We start from the raw sequence: 22,989 nt of genomic DNA, 5'->3' as shown, positions 1-22,989 counted from the left end.
TGACGATCATTCCTGGCGCTTTTGTCTGCTCCTTTCCTGTCCCGCCTTCAATATCGTCTTCCACTTGGCGCGCGCGGCGATGCGCTCGAGCGGTGTCTCTTCGCTACGGTGCGCGTCGCGCAGCAGCTTGTGATAATTGCGCAGGCGGTCCGCGTCGACGGCGCCGCGCACGGCGCAACCGGGTTCGCGGTCGTGACGGCAGTCGCGGAACTGGCATGTTGCCGCCAGCGCCGCGATGTCGTCGAAGGTGGCGGCCAGGGTCTGCGCATCGGCGTCGGCCTGCCAGCTGCGCAGGCCCGGCGTATCGATGATGCAGGCGCCGCCGGCGCACAGGTGCAGGGAACGGACCGTCGTCGTATGGCGGCCGCGGCCATCGCCATGGCGCACGCCGCTGGTTGCCTGTTCCGCCATGCACAGGGTATTGGTCAGGCTGGACTTGCCGGCGCCCGATGAACCGAGCAGCACCAGGGTCTGGCCCGGGTCCAGCCAGGGTTCCAGGATGGCCACGTCGTACGCATGGCGCGTGTCGACGGCAAACAGGGGCACGTGGGATGGCAGGCGCTGCTTGAGCAGGGCCAGCTTGCCCGCCACGTCGTCGGCCACGTCGGCCTTGCTCAGCACCACCACGGGCGTGACCTGGGCCGCCAGCACGATGGCCAGATAGCGCTCCAGGCGGCGCGGGTTGAAGTCCGCGTCCAGTCCCATCACCAGCAGGGCCGTATCGACATTGCAGGCCAATAGCTGGCGCCGGCCGTCATTGCCGCGCCGGGCGATCTGCGTGAGCGGGGATAAGCGCGCAGTTATCCACAGCATGCCGTGCGCATCGTGTTCGGCGGCGACCCAGTCGCCGACGGCGACGATGGTGTCTTGTGCCTGCAGATCATGTAGCAGGCGCGGCAGGATCTGCGCCGGGTTTTCCTGCAAGCCATCGTGCACGAGGAGGCTGTCGCGGTGCACGGCGCTCACGCGCATCAGCTGCGTGCTGGGAGGGAGGGTGTCGAGTTGGGCGGCTGCGCTGGCGATGGCCTGCTGCAGTCCGATGGGGCGTAGTTGCGCAAAATCGAGTGCGATCATGGTAGCGTGATTCCGTATTCTGTCGTCCGCGTGCGGACGTATCGCCTGCGCGTGCAGGCACCGCCAGTCAGTGACTGGCACGAAAGAAGAGGGAAGTCGGCTACGCGATCACGCGCAGGGGTAAAACGGCGTCAGTGCAGTATGACTGCAGACTGGAACGATCGTGATCAGGCAGCCGACAGCACGGCAGTATCCGAATGGCGCATGGTGTCTACTCCTGTTGTGTGATGGAAAACGCCAGTGTGCCAGCGGCGCGCGCCGGCGTCAACATCAGCTGCACATGCCGTAGGCCTGGCGTTCGGGGAAATAGCGGTAGGTAAACGTGCGCACCGGGTAGCGCTTGCCGCCGACGAGCATGTCGGGCATCGATAAATCAAAGCGCTGCGGCAGCTGGCGCGGCAGCTGCAAGCGCAGCCGCCACTGGGTTTCCTTGCTGTTGCCGACGGCGGAAAACATGATGGGCAGTTTTTCGATGACGTCGACGATTTCTGCCTTCTGGTTCATGCCGCGCTGGTAGATGGTCAGCACCTTCGCCTCGGCGAACGGCGGCTGGTGCGGCTCTTCCAGCAGGAAGGACAGGCGCGTGAAGCTGGCCTGGGTGCCGACGGGCAAGGTGAAGATCAGCGCCAGTTCCGTGCCGCCTTCCTTCAGCGTGACGGGGGGCGTGGCATACACGCTGATACCGCGTGGCAGTTCGAAGCGCGAACCTTCCGTCCACGTCTTGCATTCGGGCGTGGTGGCCTGGTACAGGCTGGGCGCCGTGTAATCGTTGCAGGCGGAGACCAGCAGCAGCAGTGGCAGGGCAAGGAAGGCGGAACGGCGCATGGGAGTCACGGTTGGAGGATCAGCCGACAGTGTAAGCGATCCCCACGCGATGCACCAGCGAGCCTAGGCCTGGCCCGGTGGCGCGCGGCGCACGGACTGCAGCTGGCACTGCGCCGCTTGCAGCGCCTCCTTGACGACGTCGAGCGCCAGTTGCGGCCGGGCCGCGCCGCACATGAAGATGTCCACGGCGGCAAAGCCGACTTCGGGCCAGGTATGCAGCGAAATGTGCGATTCGGCCAGCAGCACCACGCCCGTGACGCCCTGGCCCGCGCCAAAGCTGTGGAAATGGCTGTGCAGCACCTGCGCGCCGGCCGTGACGGCCGCTTGCCGCAGCAGGCGTTCGAGCGCGTCGCAGTCGCGCAGGCGGTCAGCGGAAATGCCTGCCAGGTCGGCCAGCAGATGGGTGCCCAGGGGCAGATGCGGTGTCTCTGCCATGCTTATTTGTGGCTGCCGCCGCTCGAGCCGCCGCCATAGCTGCCGCCGCCGCTGCCCGTGCGCGAGCTCCAGCTGCTGCCGCTGTGTGTGCCGGTGCTGCGCATGCCGCTGCCGGCCAGCGTGAACATGCGCACCCAGTTGGTGGCCGTGACGGAAAACGTCACCATCAAGGCATAAATCACGTATTTGCTCATGGGGGATTCTTTGTATTCTTGTCGAGGAAAGCGGCTGGCAGGAACAGCGCCAGGCAAGCCAGCAAGCTCCACATCAAGGTGCTGGAAAACGAGACGAACAGGGGAATCGCATTCAGGACCAGGATGATGATGATGAAGATCTTGGCGATGCCGCGGTGGCTGAGCTTGGTATTTTGCACCTTGCTGCCGCCATGGAAGGCGGCGCCGAACCAGGCTGCCATCTGGTCATAGGCGACGGGCGCGGAGCGCGACCAGGTCATTTCCTCGCCGGTGACTTCCGCCGCCAGCTTTGTCTGCCCCTGTTCGAATTCAAACACATGCGTGCTGTCGCCGACGGCCACCCTCCAGTTGAAGGCGCCGGCCGCATACACCACTTGCGAGCCATAGTCGTACAGTTTCGCATACGTGGCGCCATCGAGCGTGCATTGTTCCGCATCCAGGGAGGCCCAGGTGGGCCAGTTCGGCAGCACGTGCGAACGCGACCAGCCGTCATCGGTCTCCACCAGCCAGAAGAAGCCGGCGCGTGCGCCGTACAGCAGGTACTCATTCCACTCGCTGCCTTCGTCGTCGGCGCGGCGCATCATGCCGATGACCGTGAAGTCGATATTGTTGATCTTCGCGCTGGCGCCCAGCTCCAGCGTGATGTCGACGTTGTCGTGCACCTGCCTGCCGATGGCCAGCACCTGCGCTTCCGGACCGCTGGCGTCGAGCCGTGCGTGGCAGGCGGGGCACACCAGCTGCGCCGCCGCGCCAGGGACGTAGCGGATGCCGCTGCCGCAGGACGGGCAATCGAGCGCATCGAGCTTGCCGCGGTATTTGCCGGCGCTTTTGGCGATGGCGTCGTCATCGCGCAGCAGCTGGCACTGCAAGCCTTCCAGGGTGACGGCGACGCCCATGTAGACCACCGGCTGCGGGCCATCCGTGTAGTCGAGGGTGACGAAGCTGCCATAGTTGCGGAAATCGGCCACCTGGATGCGCCAGCCGGCGCCCACCTTGAACGGCAGCTCGCCCTGGCCGGCGATGCACTCGGCGTTGCGCATCTCGGCCGCCGTATAGGGCTCGCCGCAGATCGTGTAGCGCCTGCCTGGCGCCAGCTCGGCAAAGGCAGGCAGGGCTTCCTGCGTGCGGCGTTCGCGCGTCAAGGTGTACAGGCCGGACGAGTCGCCCAGCCAGGCCGTGCTGGCGTCGTCGAACAGCACATACCATTCATTCCACGTGCCGGCGCTGTAGCGCTGCTGGATGCGCCCGACGATGGTGAAATGCAGGCCATCGTGCACGCCGGCCGTGCCGATCTGGATCGGCGAGTAGTCTTCGAGGACGGCCGACATCTTGCCCAGGTCCTTGACCGCGTCGGCGTCCTTCAGGATGGTGCTGTGGCAGTACTCGCACACGGCGAGCACGGAAGCGTGCGAGCGGAAATGGACTTCCGCGCCGCAGCTGGGACAGGAAACAGTTTGCATGCAGTCGCGCTTAGCCGATCAGTTTTTTCAGCAGTTCAGCCTTGGCGCCGTCGTAGTCGGCCGGCGAAATCAGTCCCTTGTCGAGCAGGCCCTTGAGTTTTTCCAGGCGCGCCTCGATCGGTTCTTCCGCGGGCGCGGGTGGCGCCGCCGGAGCCGGTGTAGGGGCCGGCTGCTGCAGCGCGCCGCCCATGCTTTGCGCCATCACCTGGCCGATCGACAGCCCGGCGCCGAGACCGGCGCCGATGCCGGCCATGCCGCCTTCGTTCTGCGCCGCCAGCGGGATTGCGTTCGCCACCTGGAACTTGGTATAGCCGCTCATCTTGTCGGCGCCCAGGCCGCCCTTCATGCCGGCCGAGATGCGCTCGTCGAGCGCCGCCTGCAATTCCTCGGGCAGGCTGATGCTGGCCACGTTGAATTCGTCGAGGCCCACGCCATAGCGGGAAAACGCCTGCGCCAGGCCATCCTTGACTTCCTGCGCCATCAGCGCCTGGTTGGCCGCCATGTCGAGGAAGGGCACATTGGCGCCGCCCAGCGAACTGGCCATGCTCGACATCAGGATGCCGCGCAATTGGTCTTCCACTTCGTCGCGCGTGTAGACCTCGCGCGTGCCGCTGATTTCCGTGAAGAAGGTGCGCGCGTCGGCGATGCGGTACGAGTACATGCCGAAGGCGCGCACGCGGATCATGTCGAAATCCTTGTCGCGGATGGTGATCGGCTGCGGCGTGCCCCACTTGCGGCCCGTCTGCACGCGGGTGCTGAAGTAATACACGTCCGACTTGAACGGCGAATCGAACAGCTTGTCCCAGTTTTTCAGGTTGGTCAGCAGCGGCAAGGTCTGCGTCGTCAGCTTGTGCGTGCCGGGGCCGAAGACGTCGGCGATCTTGCCTTCATTGACGAAGACGGCTACCTGCGATTCGCGCACATTCAGGATGGCGCCGTTCTGGATCTCGAAATCCTGCATCGGGAAGCGCCAGGCCAGCACGCCCTCCGTTTCTTCGTTCCACTGCAGTACGTCGATAAACTGCTTCTTGATAAAGCTGCCGAGGCTCATGATGGATGTCCTTGAATAAGTTGAAGCCGGTGTCAGGAAATACAGGCGGCGTTGATGGCGCCGATCGACAGGGAAATGGCCGCCAGCAGGCCGCCAAAGGCGCTGTTGTTCGATTCGATCTGATCCTTCGACATGCGCAGCAGCCGCGTGGTGACCACATAGGCCAGCAATTGCACCACCATGGCGCCGAAAGCCCAGGCGAAGAACTGCTGGTAGTCGGCCGTGTGCATCAGCGACGAGGCGATGGTGGCGGAAAAGCCCAGCATGGCGCCGCCCAGCGACAGGGCCGCCGCCTGGTTGCCCTGGCGGATCAGCAGCACTTCGTTATACGGCGTGACGCGCGTGTAGATGACAAAAAATACAATCAGCAGCGCGGCGGCCAGTAAAAGATGGATCAGATAGTTTAGGATGTCGGGCACGGCATTCCTCGTGGTGGCCGCGCGTTGCGGCCACGGCAGATCAAGGCCGAGGCGAGCAACGCATGAGCAAGTTAATAACGTCAAAGCATATTAGAACAAAAAAAGCCCCATGAACAAAAAGATTCTGATTTTGTCCGTCTTCGTGGTCGCCTCCTGCGGCCTCGCCTATGAGCTGATCGCCGGCGCCATGTCCAGCTACCTGCTCGGCGACTCCATTCTGCAGTTTTCCACCATCATCGGCTGTTACTTGTTTGCCATGGGTGTGGGTGCTCACTTTTCCAAGTATGTGAAGGACGAGGACGTGCTCTCGCGCTTCGTCGACATCGAGATGGCCGTGGGGCTGATCGGCGGCCTGTCGGCCGCAATCCTGTTCATGACCTTCTCATGGATGGCGGCGCCGTTTCGTACCTTATTGTATGTGATGGTGTTCCTGATCGGCGCACTGGTTGGCATGGAAGTGCCGCTGGTGATGCGCGCCTTGAATTCGCGCCAGACGGAGTTTTCTGAACTGGTCAGCCGCGTGCTGACCTTCGATTACCTGGGCGCGCTGGCCGTCTCCTTGCTGTTTCCGCTGGTGCTGTCGCCCTATCTGGGCCTGGTGCGCACGGGATTTTTGTTCGGCATGCTCAACGTGGGCGTGGGCTTGTGGACGATTTACGTGTTCCGCGCGGAGCTGAAGAACCTGACGGGCCGCTTCCTGCGCGCCTGCGCCGTGATGCTGCTGCTGGTCGCCGGATTCGCCATGTCGGACCGCATGGTGGCCTGGGGCGAACACGGGCTGTTCGGCGACCAGATCGTGTATTCCACCACCACGCCCTACCAGCGCCTGGTGATCACGCGCTGGAAGGACGATACGCGCCTGTACATCAACGGCAACCTGCAGTTTTCCTCGCGCGACGAATACCGCTACCATGAGGCGCTCGTGCATCCGGTGATGGAAGCGTTGCCGTGGGCGCGCCGCGTGCTGGTGCTGGGCGGCGGCGACGGCCTGGCGCTGCGCGAAATCCTCCGTTATCCACAGATCGAACACGTCACCGTGGTGGACCTCGATCCTGCCATGACGGCCGCGTTTACCACGCGCCCGGAACTGGCCAAGCTGAATAATCGCTCGTTCTCCGACAAGCGCGTCACCGTCGTCAATGCGGATGCCGCCGTCTGGCTGCGCAACAACCAGGATATGTTCGACGCGGCCATCGTCGATTTCCCCGATCCGTCCAGCTTCGCGCTCGGTAAACTGTATTCCGTGCCGTTCTACGACCTGGTGAAGAAGCACCTGGCGGCCAAGGGCTTGATGGTGGTGCAATCGACGTCGCCGTTCTTTGCTCCGCATGCCTACTGGACCATCAATTCCACCCTGCGCGAAGTAGGCATGCGCACCTGGCCCTACCACGCCTACGTGCCCTCGTTCGGCGAATGGGGCTTTATTCTCGCCTCGCCGCAGCTCGATTACGTGCTGCCGACCAGCTACCGCCTGCCGATGCGCTACCTGAATGCGGACACCACGCGCGAGATGTTCATCTTCCCGCCCGACATGCAGCCGCTGCCGATGGCGCCGAATCGCCTCAACACCCAGTCGCTCGTGCATGAATTCGAGCAGGACTGGAACCGGGTGATCCGCTGATGCGGCGCCGCTCCTTCCTGCTGTGGGCCGCCGCCGGCGCCACGGCGTCGGCCGCTGGCGTCGGCAGCATTGGCGCCTGGCTGCGCTGGCAGGAAGTCACGCCCAGGGTGCTGTATCCGGGCCGCGAGGAGGGCCACTATCTGCGCAAGCTGCTGCGCGAGCGCAGCGCGCTGCCGGTGCCCACCGAGACCGTCACTACCGACGTGGCCATCCTCGGCTCCGGCATCGCGGGCCTGACGGCGGCGTGGCGCCTGAACAAGCTGGGGCACCAGGATTTCCTCATGATCGACGGGCCGCAGCCGTATGGCAACGCGGCCGGCGGTCATTTCGGCGACCTGGCCTACCCCACGGGCGGCCACTATTTGCCGTTGCCGTCGCCCGAATCGACGCATGTGCGCGAAATCCTGTACGACCTGGGGATTATCCAGCGCGATGCGCAGGCGGAAAAGCCGTACTACGACGAACGCTACATCCTGCATGCGCCGGAAGAGCGCCTGCTGTTCAATGGCCACTGGCAGGACGGCTTCATTCCCACCGAAGGCGTGCCGGCCGAGGAACTGGCGCAGCACGAGCGCTTCTTTGCCGAGGTGCGGCGCCTGCGCCAGGTGCGCGGCAATGACGGCAAGCGCGTGTTCGTCTTTCCCACCGTGGAATCGTCGCAGGATCCGGCCTGGCAGGCGCTCGACACCATCACCTTGAAACAGTGGATGGAGCGCGAAGGCTATACCTCGCCCACCCTGCACTGGTACCTGAATTACTGCTGCCGCGACGATTACGGCACGCGCTACGACCAGGTCTCGGCCTGGGCCGGCCTGCATTACTATTGCAGCCGCTGGGGCCAGGCGGCGAATGCCGGCAATGGCGCCTGGCTGACCTGGCCGGGCGGCATGCAGCCCGTGGCCACGGCCATGGAGCAGGCCTCTGGCGTGCGGCGCAAGAGCGGCACGGTGGTCTCCGTGCAGACGACGGACCAGGGCGTCGAAGCGCTGTGCCTGGAACTGGTCGACGGCCAGCCGCGCACCTACCTGGTCAAGGCGCGCAAGGCCATCTGTGCCATGCCACTGTATGTGGCGGCCCGCGTGGTCAACAACATCGCCGAGTATGGCTTTGACGCGCAACGCGATACGCCCGCGTATGCGCCGTGGCTGGTGGCGAACTTCCTGCTCAAGCGTTTTCCCGACGAACTGCCGCACGCGCCCCTGTGCTGGGACAATGTGGTGTACCAGGAGCCGGGCCTTGGCTATGTCGTCTCCACGCACCAGGATATCCGCGTGCGCCCGCCCGAGAAAACCGTCTTCAGCGCCTATGTGGCCCTGTCCGACCGCACGCCGCAGGCGGCCCGCAAGTGGCTTGACACTGCCAGCCCCGAAGAACTGCTGGCGCTGGCCAGCGTCGACCTGAAAACGGCGTATGGACGCGACTTTGCCAGCTGCGTCGAACGGGTCGACATCACCGTGCGCGGCCACGCCATGGCGGCGCCGCTGCCCGGCTTTCGCAGCAATGCGGGCCTGAAGGCGCTGCGCGAGCACGAGGGTGCCATCCTGTTCGCGCATGCCGATTTATCGGGCTTTTCCGTGTTCGAGGAAGCGGCATGGTGGGGCGACCGCGCGGCCCGCCTGGCCGCCAACGTCTGACATAAGCTGCTGCGCATCGCAATTTGCGGCCTGCGATGCTCACTGCTTCGGCGGCCCCATGCTAAAGCACCGCTGCGCGTCTAGGCCACAACTTGCCGCTGCTCGCTACGCTTTTGTCCGACGTTATATATAAAAAGGCCGGCGCAAGCGCCGGCCGGAGCCCCCTAAGGCTCGAACCGGTCTACTTGTTCTTGTTGATGACGTCGATGAAGACGGCCGCCAGCAGCACCAGGCCCTTGATCACCTGCTGGTAGTCGATGCCGATGCCCATGATGGACATGCCATTGTTCATCACGCCCATGATGAAGGCGCCGATCACGGCCCCCATCACCTTGCCCACGCCGCCCGAGGCGGAGGCGCCGCCGATGAAGCAGGCGGCGATGACGTCCAGCTCGAAACCGGTGCCCGCTTTCGGCGTGGCCGTATTCAGGCGCGCGGCGAAGATCAGGCCGGCCAGCGCGGCCAGCATGCCCATGTTGACGAAGGTGTAGAAGCTCACGCGTTCCGTCTTGATGCCCGACAGGCGCGCCGCCTTCTCGTTGCCGCCGACGGCGTAGACGCGGCGGCCCAGCACCGTGCGGTTGGTGATGAAAGTGTAGGCGACGATGAGCACCGACATCACGGCCAGCACGTTGGGGAAACCGCGGTACGACGCCAGCAGGTAGCTGAAATACACCATCACGGCGGCGAAGATACCGTTTTTCAGCAGGAAGAAGGCGCGCGGCTCGTTTTCCATGCCGTGCCGGAGCTGCTTGGCGCGGCTGCGCAGCGAGGTGGCAATCAGCGCCGCGGCGGCGATCACGCCCAGCAGCAGCGAAAAGCCACGCAGGTTTTCTCCGCCGAACGGGTCGGGCAGGAAGCCCGAGCTGAGCATCTGGAAGCCTTCCGGGAAGGGGCCGACCGACTGGCCCGCCAGCAGTGCCAGGGTCAGGCCCTTGAACACCAGCATGCCGGCCAGCGTGACGATGAAGGAAGGGATCTTGAAGAAGGCGACAAAATAGCCTTGCGCGCCGCCGATGACGGCGCCGGCCAGCAGGCAGAGGATGCTGGCGGCGACAAAGTTCATGTGGTAATTGACGATCAGCACGGCCGCCAGCGCGCCGACGAAGCCGACCACGGAGCCGACCGACAAATCGATATGGCCGGCCACGATGACCATCAGCATGCCCAGCGCCATGATGACGATATAGCTGTTTTGCAGCACCAGGTTCGTCAGGTTCAGCGGCTGCATCAGGGTGCCGTCGGTCATGTACTGGAAAAAGCCCATGATGGCGATCAGGGAGAGCAGCATGCCGTAGTCGCGCATGTTGTTCTTCAAAAAGCCGGCGTAGCTTTTCGCCTGCTGCTCGGCTGCGGGAGCGGCGGCAGGCGCCGCCTGTCCCGCTGTCAGTTTATTGTCCATGGTGTTCTCCGTGTGTGACGATGGCGCGCATGATGCGTTCCTGCGACGCTTCTGCTGCGCTGAGTTCGGCCGCGAAACGGCCTTCGTTCATGACGTATATCCGGTCGCACATGCCCAGCAATTCCGGCATTTCCGAGGAAATCATGATGATGCATTTGCCTTCGGCGGCCAGCTCGCTGATGATGCTGTAGATCTCGTATTTGGCGCCGACGTCGATGCCGCGGCTCGGTTCATCGAGGATCAGGATGTCGGGGCGTGAAAACAGCCACTTCGCCAGCACCACTTTCTGCTGGTTGCCGCCGGACAGATTGACCACTTTTTGCAGGATGCTCGAACAGCGGATCTTCAGCTTGCGGCGGAAATCGTCGGCCACGCCGAATTCGCGCGCCTCGTCGATGACCGTGCGGGTCGACACCGCGTCCAGGTTGGCCAGGCTGGTGTTTTTCTTGATGTCTTCCTCGAGGATCAGGCCCAGGCCCTTGCGGTCTTCCGTGACATACGCGAGGCCGTGCGCGATGGCCTTGCCGATGGTGCTGACGTCGATTTCCTGGCCATTCTTGAGCACCGTGCCGCTGATGCGCTGGCCGTAGGCGCGCCCGAAAATGCTCATCGCCAGCTCCGTGCGCCCGGATCCCATCAAGCCGGCGATGCCGATGATCTCGCCCTTTTTGGCGTGCAGGTTGATGCCCTTGATGACGGCGCGGTCCGCGTGCTCGGGATGGAACACGCGCCAGTCGCGCACTTCGAAAATGGTGTCGCCGATGCTGGGCGTGCGTGGTGGGTAGCGGTCGGCCATCTCGCGCCCGACCATTTTCTCGATGATGCGGTCTTCGCTGACGGGTTCCAGGCGGCAGTCGAAGCTGTCGACGGTGTTGCCGTCGCGCAGCACCGTGATGGCGTCGGCGACGCGCGAAATCTCGTTGAGCTTGTGCGAGATCAGGATCGACGCGATGCCCTGCGCTTTCAGGTCCAGCAGCAGGTCGAGCAGGGCCGCGCTGTCGCTTTCGTTCAGGCTGGCCGTCGGCTCGTCGAGGATCAGCAGCTTGACGTCCTTGCACAGCGCCTTGGCGATTTCGATCAGCTGCTGCTTGCCCACGCCCAGGTTGGTGATCAGGGTGTCGGGCGACTCCTTCAGGCCGACTTTCTGCAGCAGTTCGCGCGTGCGGCTTTGCGCATGTTCCCAGTCGATGACGCCCATTTTTGCCGGCTCGTTGCCGAGGAAGATATTCTCGGCGATCGACAGCAGCGGCACCAGCGCCAGTTCCTGGTGGATGATGATGATGCCGATTTCCTCGCTGTCCTTGATGCCGCGAAAGTGCCGGGTCTGGCCCTGGTAGTCGATGTCGCCCGTGTAGCTGCCATGGCCGTAGACTCCGCTCAGCACCTTCATCAAGGTGGATTTGCCGGCGCCGTTTTCGCCCACGATGGCATGGATCTCGCCGCTGCGCACCCGCAGGTTGACATTGTCGAGTGCCACGACGCCCGGGAACGTTTTGCGTATCCCGCGCATTTCCAGGATAGTGTTGGTCATATTACCTCTCTGGCACGGCCGCGCACTGCTTGGCGCGCCGGCGGTGCGGCAGTCTTGTTCTGGATCGTGCGTGAAGCGACAGGCCGGGCGTCGCCAGGCCTGCGGTACCGCTTATTTCACCTGCGCTTCGGTGTAGTAGCCGCTGCCCGTGACCAGTACCTGCTTCCAGTTCGCCTTGTCGACGGTGACCGGTTTCAACAGGAACGATGGCACCACCTTGATGCCATTGTTATAGGTCTTGGTATCGTTGACGGTGGGCGTCTTGCCGCTCATCATCGCGTCGACCATGTTGGCCGTCACCTTGGCCAGCTCGCGCGTATCCTTGAACACGGTCGAGGATTGTTCGCCGCGGATGATCGATTTGACGGACGGGATTTCGGCATCCTGGCCGGTCACGACGGGGAAGGGCTGCTTCGGCGTGCCGTAGCCGACGCCCTTCAGCGACGACAGGATGCCGATGCTCAAGCCGTCATATGGCGACAGCACGGCATCGACGCGCGCATTGCCGTAATAGGCGCTGAGCAGGTTATCCATGCGCGCCTGCGCCACGGCGCCATCCCAGCGCAGGGTCGCCACCTTGTCCATGCCCATCTGCTTCGAGCGCACCACCAGCTTGCCGCTGTCGATATACGGCTTGAGCACCGACAGCGCGCCGTTGTAGAAGAAATGCGCGTTATTGTCGTCGGCCGAGCCGCCGAACAGTTCGATGTTGAACGGGCCCTTGCCCTGTTTCAGGCCCAGCGCATTCTCGATGTAGGCCGCCTGCAGCACGCCGACCTGGAAGTTGTCGAAGGTGGCGTAGTAATCGATGTTCTTCGTGCCGCGGATCAGGCGGTCATACGAGATCACCTTGATACCCTTGTCGGCCGCCTTTTGCAGCACGTTCGACAGGGTGGTGCCGTCGATGGCGGCGATCACCAGCACCTTGGCGCCCTTGGTGATCATGTTTTCCACTTGCGCCAGCTGGTTCGGGATATCGTCGTCGGCAAACTGCAGGTCGGTCTTGTAGCCGCGCTCCTTGAATACCTTGACCATGTTGTCGCCGTCGGCGATCCAGCGCATCGAGGATTTGGTCGGCATCGAAATGCCGATGGCGCCCTTGTCGGCGGCACTTGCCGTCGGCACGATTGCCATGCCGGACATGGCCAGCACCAGGCTCGCAGCCAGCATTTTCATTGTTGTTTTCATTTTCAGGTCTCCACCGTCTTTGATAGTTGAAGGTGCCAGGGTCGCGGTCTGTGTGGGCCGGCTCCGTGCGGATGGCCGAAAGCAGGCCACGGCTGATACTAGTTTGTCCATACCTGCCCCACCAATCACTTTTTTCGTGTTGCCGATATCCAAAACGATATCGCGGCGACGATTGATGCGCTGCGCCATTCCTCCCGCCCCGGCGGCGAAAAACAGCAGGCAAATGCGCGCCTGCCGGGGCTATTTTTGCTGCGTCGCAATACCAATAATCATCATGCAATTTGGTGATTTTCGTAATTGCGGTGGCCCATGCCGGCGCGCAGAATCGGTCCGGACTTGATGCCCAGCCCTCCGATGACGAATTTTTGAAAGCTGCCATGCTGCCGATTTCCCCCGCCTCCCTGCTGCCTGCCGACCTTGCGCAAGCCACCCTGATCGGCCGCATCTGGCGCGATGGTCCTTGCGTCGTTGCCTTGCGCGGCGGCGAGGTGGTCGACATCACGCCAACGGCGGCAACGGTGGCCGGGCTGTTCGAGCGCGACGATGCGCTCGACATCGCCCGCCATGCACCCGGTATCGCGCTCGGCCCCGTGCAGGATTTGCTGGAACAGGCGCTGCGGGTGGCCCCTGGTGCGCCGCCGCTGCTGCTGGCGCCATGCGACCTGCAAGCCGTCAAGGCCTGCGGCGTGACGTTCGCCGTCAGCCTGCTCGAGCGCGTGATCGAAGAACAGGCAGGCGGCGATGCGGCGCGTGCCGCCAGCCTGCGCACGGCGCTGCAAGCCACCCTGGGCAGCGACCTGTCCGCGCTGCGTCCCGGTTCGCAGGCGGCGCAGCGATTGAAGCAGCAATTGCAGCAGCGCGGCGCGTGGTCGCAATACATGGAAGTGGGCATCGGCCCCGATGCGGAGGTATTCACCAAGGCGCAAGCCATGTCGTCCGTCGGCTGCGGCGCGCAGGTGGGCTTGCTGCCGTCGTCCGCCTGGAACAATCCGGAGCCGGAGATCGTCCTGGCCGTCAACAGCCGCGGCCAGGTGCTGGGAGCGACCTTGGGCAACGACGTCAACCTGCGCGATATCGAAGGGCGCAGCGCGCTCCTGCTGGGCAAGGCCAAGGATAACAACGGTTCCTGCGCCATCGGCCCCTTCATTCGCCTGTTCGACGAAGGCTTCACGCTCGATACCGTGCGCCAGGCGGAAGTGTCGTTGCTGATCGAGGGCGCGGACGACGGCTTTGTACTCGAAGGCGCCAGCTTCATGCGCGAGATCAGCCGCGACCCGCTGGACCTGGTACGCCAGACGGCGGGCCAGTATCACCAGTATCCGGACGGCTTCATGCTGTTTTTGGGCACCATGTTCTCGCCCGTGCAGGACCGCGACGTGCAGGGCGGCGGCTTCACGCACCACCTGGGCGACAGGGTCACCATCGCCAGCGCCTCGCTCGGCGCGCTGGTCAACGAAGTGCAGCGCTGCGACGCCATTCCCCCCTGGACGTTTGGCGTGCGCGCGCTGTGCCAGAGCCTGGCCCAACGCGGCCTTGCCTGATTTCCCATTTCTTATAACGAGAGACACCATGCAGCATGCAACCTATCCCAGCCTGGCCAGGCAGCGCGTCGTCATCACGGGCGGCGGCACCGGCATCGGCGTGGCCATCGTCGAAGCGTTCGCGCGCCAGGGCGCCCATGTCACCTTTCTCGACATCGCCAGCGAACCTTCGCGCGCGCTGGAAGAAAAACTGGCGCACCTGCCGCATCCGCCGCGCTTCCGCTACTGCGACCTGACGGACCTGGGAGCGCTGGCCGCCACCTTCGCCGAGATCGAACACGCCAGCGGCGCCACCGATATCCTTATCAACAACGCGGCCAATGACGACCGCCACCAACTGCAGGACGTCACGCCCGCCTACTGGGACGAGCGCATCGCCGTCAACCTGCGCCACCAGTACTTCTGCGCGCAGGCGGTGGCGCCTGCCATGCGCGCCAAGGGCGGCGGCGTGATCCTGAACCTGGGCTCGATTTCCTGGCACCTGGCGCAGGCGAACCTGTCGATCTACATGACGGCGAAAGCCGGCATCGAAGGCTTGACGCGCGGCCTGGCACGCGACCTGGGCGTGCACGGCATCCGCGTCAACTGCATCATTCCCGGCGCCGTGCGCACGCCGCGCCAGGAAAAGCTCTGGCACACGCCGGAAGCGGAAGCCGTGATCCTGCAGGGGCAATGCCTGCAGGCGCGCGTCGAGCCGCACGACGTGGCGGCGCTGGCGCTGTTCCTGGCGTCGGATAACGCCGCCAAGTGCGCGGGGCGCGAATACTATGTCGACGCGGGCTGGTACGGCGCATGAGTACCCCCAGCCATCGCCAGGCGCGGCGCTTCCGTTCGCAGGACTGGTTCGACAATCCCGACCACATCGACATGACGGCGCTGTACCTCGAGCGCTTCATGAACTACGGCATCACGGCCGAGGAGCTGCGTTCGGGCCGGCCCATCATCGGCATCGCGCAAAGCGGCAGCGATATCAGCCCCTGCAACCGCATACACCTGGAGCTGGCGCAGCGCGTGCGCGACGGCATCCGCGACGCGGGCGGCATCCCGATGGAATTCCCGCTGCACCCGATCTTCGAAAACTGCCGCCGTCCCACGGCCGCGCTGGACCGCAACCTGGCGTACCTGGGCCTGGTGGAAATCCTGCACGGCTATCCGATCGACGCCGTGGTGCTGACGACGGGCTGCGACAAGACGACGCCGGCCCAGCTGATGGCCGCCGCCACGGTGGACATCCCCGCCATCGTGCTGTCGGGCGGTCCCATGCTCGATGGCTGGATGGACGGCGAACTGGTGGGATCGGGCGCCGCCATCTGGAAGGGCCGCCGCCAGCTCTCTGCGGGCTTGATCGACAATGACAAATTCCTGCAGATCGCCGCGGCCTCGGCGCCATCGGCCGGTCACTGCAACACCATGGGCACGGCATCGACCATGAATGCGCTGGCCGAGGCCCTGGGCATGTCGCTGACAGGTTGTTCGGCCATCCCCGCGCCGTACCGCGAACGGGGCCAGATCGCCTATGAAACGGGGCGCCGCATCGTCGGCATGGCGCATGACGACGTGCGCCCGTCGAGCATCCTCACGCGTGCAGCGTTTTTGGACGCGATCATCGTCAACGCCGCCATTGGCGGCTCCACCAACGCCCAGCCGCACCTGATGGCCATGGCCCGCCACGCCGGCGTGGAACTGCATTCGAGCGACTGGATGGAACATGGCTACGACGTGCCGCTGCTGCTGAACATGCAGCCTGCGGGGAAATACCTGGGCGAACGCTTCCACCGCGCCGGCGGCGTGCCTGCCGTGATGTGGGAGCTGCTCCAGGCGGGTTTGCTGCACGCCGAGCGTCCCACTGTCACGGGGCAGAGCATGGCGGCCAACCTGGCCGGGCGCGAAAGCGCGGACCGCGAGATGATCCGCCCGTTTGCCGCCCCGCTGAAGGACAAGGCCGGTTTCATGGCGCTGCGGGGCAACCTGTTCGATTTCGCCATCATGAAGACCAGCGTGATCTCGCCGCAGTTCCGCGAGCGTTACCTGTCGCGTGCCGGCAGCGAAGGCGTGTTCGAGGCGCGCGCCATCGTCTTCGACGGTTCGGCCGACTATCACGCGCGCATCAACGATCCGGCTCTCGCCATCGACGACGGCTGCATGCTGGTCATGCGCGGTGCCGGTCCTGTCGGTTGGCCCGGCTCGGCCGAAGTGGTCAACATGCAGCCGCCAGACGCGCTGCTCAAGGCGGGCATCCTGAATTTGCCGACCCTCGGCGACGGGCGCCAGTCGGGTACTTCGGACAGCCCCTCGATCCTGAACGCCTCGCCGGAAAGCGCGGTGGGCGGTGGCCTGGCGCTGCTGCGCACGGGCGACATCATCCGCGTCGATTTGACTGCGGGCCGCTGCGACATGCTGGTCGACAGCGTTGAGCTGGCGCGCCGCGCCCAGGAGCTGCCGCCGCCGATCAACGACAGCGCCACGCCGTGGCAGGAGCTCTACCGCGCCAGCGTGGGCCAGCTGGAAACGGGGGCCTGCATGGAGCTGGCGCTGAAATACCGCGCCGTGGGGCAGACGCTGCCACGCCACAATCACTAGTTTATTTGTTGTTCGTTGTACCCCGCAGTTAAAAAAACGTAGTTAAAAAATCCAACAAGGAGACACGTAATGAACAAGATCATCAGTGCAGCCATCATGACCGCCATGCTGGCGTTGAGCAGCAGCGCCGCCCTGGCCGATGCGAAAAACCCGAAGATCGGCTTTTCCATCGACGATTTGCGCGTTGAGCGCTGGACGCGCGACCGCGATTTCTTCATCGCCGCCGCCGAAAAGCAGGGCGCCAAGGTCTTCGTGCAGTCGGCCGACGCCAGCGAGCAGCGCCAGATTTCGCAGATCGAAAACCTGATTTCGCGCGGCGTGGACGTGCTGGTGATCGTGCCGTTCAACGCCACGGTCCTCAACAACACCGTCAAGGAAGCAAAGAAGGCCGGCATCAAGGTGCTGTCGTATGACCGCCTGATCCTGAACGCCGATATCGACGCGTACATCTCGTTCGATAACGAGAAAGTGGGCGAAATGCAGGCCGAGGGCGTCGTCAAGCTGCAGCCGAAGGGCAATTACTACCTGCTGGGCGGCGCGCCGACGGACAACAATGCCAAGATGCTGCGCGAAGGCCAGCTGAAGGTCTTGAAGCCGTATATCGACAAGGGCGACATCAAGGTCGTCGGCCAGCAGTGGGTGAAGGACTGGAGCGCGTCGGAAGCGCTGTCCATCGTGGAAAACGCGCTGACGGCCAATAACAACAAGATCGACGCCATCGTCGCCTCGAACGACGGCACGGCCGGCGGCGCCATCCAGGCGCTGGCCGCGCAAAAACTGGCCGGCAAGGTACCGGTTTCGGGCCAGGATGCCGACCTGGCGGCGGTGAAACGCGTCATCGCCGGCACGCAGGCGATGACCGTCTACAAGCCGCTGAAAACCATCGCCGCCGAAGCGGCCAGGCTGGCCGTGCAACTGGCGCGCAATGAAAAGCCAGCCTACAACTCGAGCTATGACAACGGCCTGAAAAAAGTCAGCACCGTGCTGCTGAAACCGACGCCGCTGACCAAGGCGAACGTAAACATTCTCGTCGATGACGGCTTCTATACCAAGGCGCAGCTGGGTAACTGATTTGCCGCGCAATGTCCGGTTACGCGCTGCGCGCTAACCCGACCTACGTCAGCCCGTATATCGGCCGTAGGTCGGATTGGCGTAGCGTAATCCGGCATTTCCCCCCGTATCCGCAACGAGAGTGAGCATGTCCGACTATCTGCTTGAAATGAAAGGCATCGTCAAACAGTTTGGCGGTGTCCGCGCGCTCGACGGCATCGACCTGCAGGTGCGGGCCGGCGAATGCATCGGCCTGTGCGGCGAGAATGGCGCCGGCAAGTCGACCCTGATGAAGGTGCTGTCCGGCGTCTATCCGCATGGCAGCTGGGATGGCGAGATCCTGTGGGATGGCCAGCCGCTGCGCGCCGGATCGATCCGCGACACGGAAAGCGCCGGCATCATCATCATCCACCAGGAATTGATGCTGGTGCCGCAGCTGTCGGTAGCCGAGAATATCTTCATGGGCCGCGAGATCACCCTGCCCGGCGGGCGCATGCACTATGCGGCCATGTACCAGCGCGCCGACGAACTGCTGCGCGAACTGAAGATTCCCGAACTGAACGTGGCGCTGCCCGTGATGAATTACGGCGGCGGCCACCAGCAGCTGGTGGAGATCGCCAAGGCGCTCAACAAGAATGCACGACTGCTGATCCTCGACGAGCCTTCGTCGTCGCTGACGGCCTCGGAAATCGCCGTGCTGCTCGATATCCTGCGCGCCCTGAAAGCCAAGGGCGTCACCTGCATCTACATTTCGCACAAGCTCGATGAAGTGGCGGCCATCTGCGACACCATCGTCGTCATCCGCGACGGCAAGCATATCGCCACCACGCCCATGGCACAGATGAATGTGGAGCGCATCATCGCGCAGATGGTGGGCCGCGAAATGAGCCAGCTGTATCCGCAGCGCTCGGCGGAGAAAAAGGCGGCGATCGGCGAGGTGCTGTTCGAGGCGCGCCACGTGAGCTGCATCGACGCCGACAACCCGCAGCGCAAGCGCGTCGACGATGTCTCGTTCAGCCTGCGCCGCGGCGAAATCCTCGGCATCGCCGGGCTGGTGGGGGCGGGGCGCACGGAACTCGTGTCGGCCCTGTTCGGCGCCTACCAGGGGCCTTGCCAGGCCGAAGTGTGGCTGGACGGGCGTCGTATCGACACCAGCTCGCCGCAAAAGGCCATCGCCATGGGACTGGCCATGGTGCCGGAAGACCGCAAGCACCACGGCATCGTGCCCGACCTCGACGTGGGGCAGAACATCACCCTGGCCGTGCTGGAGGAATTCGCGCGCGCCACGCGCATCGACGGCGAGGCGGAACTGGCGGCCGTGCGCGGCGAGATCGCGCAGCTGGAACTGAAGGCGGCCAGCCCGTCGCTGCCCATTACGAGCCTGTCGGGCGGCAACCAGCAAAAGGCCGTGCTGGCGAAGATGCTGCTGACGCGTCCGCGCGTGCTGATCCTCGACGAGCCCACGCGCGGCGTCGACGTGGGCGCCAAATATGAAATCTACAAATTGATGCTGGCGCTGGCCGACCAGGGCGTGGCCATCATCATGGTCTCGTCGGAGCTGGCCGAAGTGCTGGGCGTGTCCGACCGCGTGCTGGTGATGGGCGAAGGCCGGTTGCGCGGCGACTTTATCAACGAGGGCCTGAGCCAGGAAACCGTGCTGGCAGCGGCGCTGGACCAGCGTCCGGCGCCAGGCGCCAATACCGACCACAAGGAATCTGCCGCATGAAACCGCACAGTATCAAACAGCTGTTCACCCAATACAAGATGCTGGCCCTGCTGATCGCGGTCGCCCTGATCTGGGCCTTCTTTTCGTGGAAGACGGAGGGCAGCTTCCTCACGCCGCGCAACCTGTCGAACCTGCTGCGCCAGATGTCCGTCACCGGCATCCTCGCCTGCGGCATGGTGCTGGTGATTATCGCCGGCGAGATCGACCTGTCGATCGGTTCCCTGCTGGGGCTGTTGGGCGGCATCGCCGCCGTGCTGGACGTGACGCAGCACTGGCCGCTGGCGCTGAACCTGGCGGCGGTTCTCGGCTGCGGCCTGGTGATCGGCCTGCTCAACGGCTATCTGACGGCGTACCGCGGCATTCCGTCCTTCATCGTCGGCCTGGGCGGCATGCTCGCGTATCGCGGCATCCTGCTCGGCATCACGGGCGGCATCACGATCGCGCCCGTCTCCGAACCATTGGTGTACCTGGGACAGGGCTACCTGCCCGCGGTGCCCGGCATCGCGCTCGGCATCGGCCTGTTCCTGCTGGCCGCCTTCCTGACGTGGCGCGCGCGCGCCGGCCGCGCGCGGCATGGCTTGCCGCAGACGGCGGCGTGGATGGACGGCCTGCGCCTGGCCGTCATCGGCGCCGTGCTGTACGCCTTCGTGCAGACCCTGAATGGCTACGAGGGCATCCCGCTGCCGGTGCTGCTGTTGCTGGCGCTGCTGGGCCTGTTCAGCTACATCACCAGCCAGACCGTGTTCGGCCGCCGCATCTACGCCGTGGGCAGCAATATGGAGGCGACGCGCCTGTCCGGCATCAATGTGAAGGCCGTCAAGCTGTGGATCTTCGGCATCATGGGGCTGATGTGCGCACTGGCGGGCCTGATCAACACGGGCCGCCTGGCGGCCGGCTCGCCCTCGGCCGGCACCTTCAGCGAACTCGATGCCATCGCCGCCTGCTTCATCGGCGGCACTTCGATGCGCGGCGGCTCGGGCACGGTGTACGGCGCCCTGATCGGCGCCCTGGTGATGGCCAGCCTCGATAACGGCATGTCCATGCTGGACGTGGACACCTACTGGCAGATGATCGTGAAAGGCAGTATCCTCACCCTGGCCGTGTGGGTCGACGTCAGCACGCGTGCCGGACGCCGCTAAGGGGAAACCCCGAAAGGCCAGACTACGCCGCGCGGCCAGGGACGAAGATACGTTCCGGCTGCCACATGGAGGAGACATCAACATGAAGATGCCGACCGCGCACCGGATCGCGCTGCTGTTTAACGGTAATAAAATCTATGACCGCGACATCATCGCGGGCATCGCCGCCTACCTGAACACCACGCGCGTGTCCTGGGACCTGTTCCTGGAAGAGGATTTCCGCTGCCGCCTGCCCGGCATCGAGCACTGGCAGGGCGACGGCATCATCGCCGACTTCGACGATCCCGCCGTCTGCGCGGCGCTGGCGCACAGCAATGTGCCCGTGGTGGCCGTCGGCAGCTCGTATGCGCGCGAGAAAGACTACCCGGTCGGCATCCCGTACGTGGCGACCGACAACCTGAAAATCGTCAAGCTGGCCTACGACCACCTGGTCGAAGCGGGACTGACGCGCTTCGCCTGTTTCAGCCTGCCCGAGGCGGACGTCAACCGCTGGGCGCAAGAGCGCGAAACGGCGTTTTGCGCGCTGATGCAGCGCGACCACATGCGCGCCGACGTGTACCGTGGCCTGGCCACCAGCGCGCCCTCGTGGAACGAGGCGGTGGAGCAGCTGATCGCCTGGTTGAACAGCCTGGAAAAGCCCGTTGGCATCATCGCCGTCAGCGATGCGCGTGCGCGCCAGCTGCTGCAGGCCTGCATGCATGCGGGGATCGCCGTGCCCGAGCAGGTGGCGCTGATCGGCATCGACAACGATCCGCTGGCGCGCATGCTCACGCGCATCCCCCTCAGTTCCGTGATCCAGGGCACGGAGGAAATGGGCCGCACGGCGGCGCACCTGCTGCACCAGATGCTCAATGGCATGCGCCTGTCCGGCACGCGCATCCTCGTGCCGCCGGCCGGCCTGAACGTGCTGGCGTCGACGCGCCACCAGCCTTTCCAGCACCCGCAGGTGATGCAGGCGCGCCATTTCATCCGCCAGTACGCCTGCCAGGGCATCAAGACGGAGCAGGTAGCCGATTACGTTGGCGTATCGCGCTCGTCGCTGGAAGCACACTTCCGGCAGGAGCTGGGACGCAGCGTGCATGACGAAATCCTGCATTTCAAGCTCGATGCGGCCAAGACCCTGCTGGCGCGCGAGCCGGGACAGGTGGCCGAGGTGGCCGTGCGCTGTGGCTTTACGACGGTGCAGTACATGCATGCCGTCTTCAAGCGCGAACTCGGCTGCACGCCGCGCGAATTCCAGCAGCGCAGCCGGCCCCCGCCTGCCTGCGAGTCCGCGGCGTGACGGCGCCGCACGTCCTGCGCAATGGGCGCGGCATGCGCGTGGCGGTCAGCGGCCATGATGCCGGACTGCAGTCCTGGTGGGCGCCGGACCGCTATGGACGCATGGCCGATGTGCTGGCTGTCTCGCCCCACGCCGCGCACCGGCAGACGGGCTGGCAGTGCGAGGACGCTGCCGACGCCAGCCTGCGCTTGCGCCTGTCGCGCGAAGGGCTGTACGTCCGGCTGCACTATCAATTGAGTGACGACGGCAGCCTGCGCATCGAATGCGAGGCCGTGGCCGACAGCGTTTTTTGCATCGGCCTGCCGGCGCCGTCGTTCAACCTGCAGGGGCGCGGCGCGGGCGTGGGCGACCATGTGCTGCGCCTGGCCGCCGACCGCTACCGGCCAGGCGGCGCGGCGCAGGGCGGACCGTACGACGTGGCCGGCAGCGCCTTTGACTTTCGCCAGCCCGCACCGCTCGGCGCGCGCCTCGCCTGGCCGGCACTGGCGGGGCAAGAGGGCTTCCGGCATGATTTTTTCCTGGCGGGCGGCGGCCGGCTGCAGGAGGCCGCCCGCGTCGCCGACCCCGCCTCGGGCCGGGTCCTGCGTTATTCCAGCGCGCAAGCGGGCCTGCAGCTGCGCTCGGACGCGGGCGGCATCTGCCTGGCCGCGCAAGACCTGGAACTGCAGCCGGGCCAGGCGGCGCGGGCCACTTTGCTCTACCGTTTGGGGGTACAGGATATCGACGCCTTTGACATATCGGAACCGATATCAATGGCGTTAAATAAGTGATTGGTCAGATATGCGGGGCAGTTCTACCATGAGGTAGTTTTTCCCCCTTTTTTCTTCCTTTACCGAC

At 64.7% G+C, this 22,989-nt stretch carries 20 protein-coding genes; 10 read left to right on the top strand and 10 right to left on the bottom strand.

Annotated elements, in window-relative coordinates:
- Positions 1-6 precede the first annotated feature (6 nt).
- From rsgA to AC1RDJ_RS09970, 7 genes are all read right to left on the bottom strand, one after another.
- Positions 7-1,074: a ribosome small subunit-dependent GTPase A gene (gene rsgA / locus AC1RDJ_RS10000; protein ID WP_493027334.1), complete on the bottom strand. Its 1,068-nt coding sequence runs from the start codon at positions 1,072-1,074 to the stop codon at positions 7-9.
- Positions 1,075-1,344: 270 nt separating this feature from the next.
- A complete protein-coding gene (locus tag AC1RDJ_RS09995) occupies positions 1,345-1,899 on the bottom strand; it encodes a hypothetical protein (protein ID WP_071325903.1) in 555 nt (184 codons plus the stop codon).
- A gap of 63 nt (positions 1,900-1,962) precedes the next feature.
- Complete coding sequence (speD, locus tag AC1RDJ_RS09990) at positions 1,963-2,334, bottom strand: adenosylmethionine decarboxylase (RefSeq protein ID WP_493027333.1); 372 nt, start codon at positions 2,332-2,334, stop codon at positions 1,963-1,965.
- Between the two features lie 2 nt (positions 2,335-2,336).
- The gene (locus AC1RDJ_RS09985; RefSeq protein WP_071325901.1) at positions 2,337-2,528 is read right to left on the bottom strand and encodes a hypothetical protein; all 192 of its coding nucleotides are present in this window, start codon (positions 2,526-2,528) and stop codon (positions 2,337-2,339) included.
- Positions 2,525-3,988, bottom strand: coding sequence for a DUF4178 domain-containing protein (locus tag AC1RDJ_RS09980; RefSeq protein ID WP_493027332.1), 1,464 nt, complete (start codon positions 3,986-3,988; stop codon positions 2,525-2,527). Before AC1RDJ_RS09980 ends, AC1RDJ_RS09985 begins: the two co-directional genes overlap by 4 nt.
- Positions 3,989-3,998: 10 nt before the next feature.
- Positions 3,999-5,039 (bottom strand): SPFH domain-containing protein, encoded by a 1,041-nt coding sequence (locus tag AC1RDJ_RS09975; RefSeq protein WP_493027331.1) that lies wholly within the window; start codon positions 5,037-5,039, stop codon positions 3,999-4,001.
- Positions 5,040-5,071: 32 nt separating this feature from the next.
- Complete coding sequence (locus AC1RDJ_RS09970; protein WP_071325898.1) at positions 5,072-5,458, bottom strand: DUF350 domain-containing protein; 387 nt, start codon at positions 5,456-5,458, stop codon at positions 5,072-5,074.
- A gap of 109 nt (positions 5,459-5,567) precedes the next feature.
- Between AC1RDJ_RS09970 and AC1RDJ_RS09965 the strand changes: the two genes are divergently transcribed.
- Together AC1RDJ_RS09965 and AC1RDJ_RS09960 are read left to right on the top strand one after the other, a co-directional pair.
- Positions 5,568-7,079, top strand: a complete 1,512-nt coding sequence (locus tag AC1RDJ_RS09965; RefSeq protein ID WP_493027330.1) for a polyamine aminopropyltransferase — start codon at positions 5,568-5,570, stop codon at positions 7,077-7,079.
- The gene (locus AC1RDJ_RS09960; RefSeq protein WP_493027329.1) at positions 7,079-8,713 is read left to right on the top strand and encodes an NAD(P)-binding protein; all 1,635 of its coding nucleotides are present in this window, start codon (positions 7,079-7,081) and stop codon (positions 8,711-8,713) included. The genes AC1RDJ_RS09965 and AC1RDJ_RS09960 overlap by 1 nt, the downstream gene beginning before the upstream one ends.
- Before the next feature lie 181 nt (positions 8,714-8,894).
- On the opposite strand, the gene mmsB is transcribed toward AC1RDJ_RS09960, so the two are convergent.
- From mmsB to chvE, 3 genes are all read right to left on the bottom strand, one after another.
- Positions 8,895-10,115: a multiple monosaccharide ABC transporter permease gene (mmsB, locus tag AC1RDJ_RS09955; protein ID WP_493027328.1), complete on the bottom strand. Its 1,221-nt coding sequence runs from the start codon at positions 10,113-10,115 to the stop codon at positions 8,895-8,897.
- Positions 10,105-11,646, bottom strand: a complete 1,542-nt coding sequence (mmsA, locus tag AC1RDJ_RS09950; protein WP_071325894.1) for a multiple monosaccharide ABC transporter ATP-binding protein — start codon at positions 11,644-11,646, stop codon at positions 10,105-10,107. The genes mmsB and mmsA overlap by 11 nt, the downstream gene beginning before the upstream one ends.
- Before the next feature lie 111 nt (positions 11,647-11,757).
- Positions 11,758-12,789 (bottom strand): multiple monosaccharide ABC transporter substrate-binding protein, encoded by a 1,032-nt coding sequence (gene chvE / locus AC1RDJ_RS09945; protein ID WP_442905943.1) that lies wholly within the window; start codon positions 12,787-12,789, stop codon positions 11,758-11,760.
- A 422-nt stretch (positions 12,790-13,211) separates the two neighbouring features.
- Between chvE and AC1RDJ_RS09940 the strand changes: the two genes are divergently transcribed.
- The 8 genes from AC1RDJ_RS09940 (at position 13,212) to AC1RDJ_RS09905 (ending at position 22,922) form a co-directional block, all read left to right on the top strand.
- A complete protein-coding gene (locus tag AC1RDJ_RS09940; RefSeq protein WP_493027327.1) occupies positions 13,212-14,375 on the top strand; it encodes a fumarylacetoacetate hydrolase family protein in 1,164 nt (387 codons plus the stop codon).
- Between the two features lie 28 nt (positions 14,376-14,403).
- Complete coding sequence (gene xylB / locus AC1RDJ_RS09935) at positions 14,404-15,171, top strand: D-xylose 1-dehydrogenase (RefSeq protein WP_289887939.1); 768 nt, start codon at positions 14,404-14,406, stop codon at positions 15,169-15,171.
- Positions 15,168-16,955 (top strand): IlvD/Edd family dehydratase, encoded by a 1,788-nt coding sequence (locus AC1RDJ_RS09930; protein WP_493027326.1) that lies wholly within the window; start codon positions 15,168-15,170, stop codon positions 16,953-16,955. Before xylB ends, AC1RDJ_RS09930 begins: the two co-directional genes overlap by 4 nt.
- A 96-nt stretch (positions 16,956-17,051) precedes the next feature.
- Positions 17,052-18,026, top strand: a complete 975-nt coding sequence (xylF, locus tag AC1RDJ_RS09925; RefSeq protein ID WP_156895075.1) for a D-xylose ABC transporter substrate-binding protein — start codon at positions 17,052-17,054, stop codon at positions 18,024-18,026.
- 127 nt (positions 18,027-18,153) lie between these two features.
- Positions 18,154-19,731 (top strand): D-xylose ABC transporter ATP-binding protein, encoded by a 1,578-nt coding sequence (gene xylG, locus AC1RDJ_RS09920; protein WP_071325888.1) that lies wholly within the window; start codon positions 18,154-18,156, stop codon positions 19,729-19,731.
- Positions 19,728-20,870, top strand: a complete 1,143-nt coding sequence (locus tag AC1RDJ_RS09915) for a sugar ABC transporter permease (protein WP_493027325.1) — start codon at positions 19,728-19,730, stop codon at positions 20,868-20,870. The genes xylG and AC1RDJ_RS09915 overlap by 4 nt, the downstream gene beginning before the upstream one ends.
- An 82-nt stretch (positions 20,871-20,952) precedes the next feature.
- Entirely contained in the window at positions 20,953-22,152 is a 1,200-nt protein-coding gene (locus AC1RDJ_RS09910; protein WP_493027324.1) for a XylR family transcriptional regulator, read from the top strand.
- The gene (locus tag AC1RDJ_RS09905) at positions 22,149-22,922 is read left to right on the top strand and encodes an aldose epimerase family protein (protein WP_493027323.1); all 774 of its coding nucleotides are present in this window, start codon (positions 22,149-22,151) and stop codon (positions 22,920-22,922) included. Before AC1RDJ_RS09910 ends, AC1RDJ_RS09905 begins: the two co-directional genes overlap by 4 nt.
- The last annotated feature ends 67 nt before the right edge of the window (positions 22,923-22,989 follow it).

The organism is Janthinobacterium sp. GW822-FHT07H10 (genome assembly GCF_058798675.1).
The sequence above is the reverse complement of the archived record's forward strand: the minus strand, read 5'-3'. Positions and strand labels throughout refer to the sequence as shown.